This window comes from Acinetobacter sp. 742879 (assembly GCF_000588535.1).
Lineage (GTDB): Bacteria > Pseudomonadota > Gammaproteobacteria > Pseudomonadales > Moraxellaceae > Acinetobacter > Acinetobacter pittii.
Window position 1 is genome coordinate 1 of the sequence record NZ_JFYC01000036.1, and the last position, 2047, is coordinate 2047.

Below are 2047 nucleotides of genomic sequence, written 5' to 3' on the forward strand. Positions count from 1 at the left end.
CGCCAAGTGGTAAGGCACCGGGTTTTGATCTCGGCATCCGTTGGTTCGAATCCAGCCGCCCCTGCCATCATATATATCATCGAATTTAGGGGCGTCGCCAAGTGGTAAGGCACCGGGTTTTGATCTCGGCATCCGTTGGTTCGAATCCAGCCGCCCCTGCCATCTATTTCATTACATACCAACCGCCAAGGGTGCTTCATGCCCAATCTTGTCGTTTTTAGTGGAAATGCTCATCCACAGTTCGCTCAAAAAGTCGTAAGTCACTTACATATCCCTCTAGGTGCTGCATCAGTCGGTCACTTTTCTGATGGAGAAATTTCAGTAGAAATTACTGAAAATGTTCGTGGTAAAGACGTATTTATCGTTCAGCCTACTTGTGCCCCTACCAATGATAACCTTATGGAAATCTTGGTTATGGCAGATGCTTTGCGTCGTGCAAGTGCTGGTCGTATTACCGCTGTTATCCCTTATTTTGGTTATGCTCGCCAAGACCGTCGTCCACGTTCTGCACGTGTGCCGATTACAGCTAAAGTTGTCGCAGACATGCTTACCACTGTTGGTATTGACCGTGTCGTGATGATCGACTTACATGCTGACCAAATTCAAGGTTTCTTCGATATTCCAGTCGACAACATCTACGGTACTCCTGCTTTGCTTGCTGACTTACGTCAACAACAACATGACAACCTTATGGTGGTTTCTCCTGACGTTGGTGGTGTAGTACGTGCTCGTGCTGTTGCCAAACAGATGGGTGACATCGATTTAGCAATTATTGATAAACGTCGTCAAAAAGCCAATGAGTCGCAAGTTATGCACTTAATTGGTGACGTAAAAGATCGTGATTGCGTTATCGTAGACGATATGGTCGATACTGCTGGTACATTGTGTAAAGCAGCTGATGCGCTTAAGCAATTTGGTGCACGTCGTGTAGTTGCATACGCAACTCACCCTGTACTATCAGGTAAGGCTATTGAAAACTTACGTAATTCAGTTATTGATGAACTGGTTGTGACTGATACCATTCCTCTTTCTGAAGAAGCATTGACCTTAGGCAAGATCCGTCAGGTTTCTGTTGCTAGCATGGTTGCTGAAACGATTCGTCGTATTAATAACGAAGAGTCTATCAGTGCAATGTTCGATAGTTTATAATATTGCAGCTTTTTATAAACCCTAGCCTTGGCTGGGGTTTTCTATCACTAAACTGGTCGCAAGTTTAGTCTTTTAAACTTTAATGAGGATTTACTCATGGCAAACTTCGTATTAAACGCTCAAGCGCGTGCTGAAGACAAACAAGGGAAAGGTGCGAGCCGCCGCCTTCGTCGCGAAGCTTTAATTCCAGCTATCATTTATGGTGGCAACGCTGAGCCTGTAACTGTTACTTTAGAACTTCGTGAGCTTGTAAAAGCTTTAGAAAGCAATGCTTTCTTTGAAGAAGTTGTAGAAATCAAAGTGGGCGACAAAGTTGAAAACGTTAAAATCCAAGCGTTACAACGTCACCCATCTAAAAACACTCCTATGCACGCTGACTTCAAACGCGCATAAGTGTTTAAAGGCGTAGATTAGTGTCAAATATTTCGCTAATTGTTGGTTTGGGCAATCCTGGTTCAGAATATGCCCAAACCCGCCATAATGCAGGTTTTTGGTTCATTGAACAGCTTGCAGACAAATATGGCATTACATTAAAAAATGATCCAAAATTTCACGGAATCAGTGGACGTGGTAATATAGAAGGACACGATGTCCGTCTACTTCTACCCACTACATTTATGAACCGTTCTGGACAAAGTGTAGTTCCATTTGCAAAATTTTATCAAATTGCTCCCGAAGCAATTTTGATTGCTCATGATGAACTTGATATGAACCCAGGTGTAATTCGTCTTAAAACAGGCGGTGGACACGGTGGTCATAACGGTTTACGTGACATTGTCCCTCATATTGGTCCAAATTTTCACCGTTTACGTATTGGTATCGGACATCCTGGCTCGAAAGAGAAAGTTTCAGGTCACGTACTTGGAAAAGCACCAAGTAGTGAACAAAGTCTGATGGA

At 43.4% G+C, this 2047-nt stretch carries 3 protein-coding genes and 1 tRNA gene; all 4 read left to right on the forward strand.

Annotation, left to right across the window (positions count from 1 at the left end; all coding sequences use genetic code 11):
* Positions 1–87 precede the first annotated feature (87 nt).
* Positions 88–162, forward strand: a tRNA-Gln gene (locus tag J690_RS23450).
* A gap of 36 nt (positions 163–198) precedes the next feature.
* Positions 199–1149, forward strand: coding sequence for a ribose-phosphate pyrophosphokinase (locus J690_RS23455; RefSeq protein WP_002120445.1), 951 nt, complete (start codon positions 199–201; stop codon positions 1147–1149).
* A gap of 96 nt (positions 1150–1245) precedes the next feature.
* On the forward strand, positions 1246–1542 hold the full coding sequence (gene rplY, locus J690_RS23460; protein WP_002120443.1) for a 50S ribosomal protein L25: 297 nt from the start codon (positions 1246–1248) through the stop codon (positions 1540–1542).
* Positions 1543–1562: 20 nt separating this feature from the next.
* Positions 1563–2047, forward strand: a 485-nt coding sequence (gene pth / locus J690_RS23465) for an aminoacyl-tRNA hydrolase (RefSeq protein ID WP_032038815.1), incomplete at its 3' end; no start/stop codon positions are given.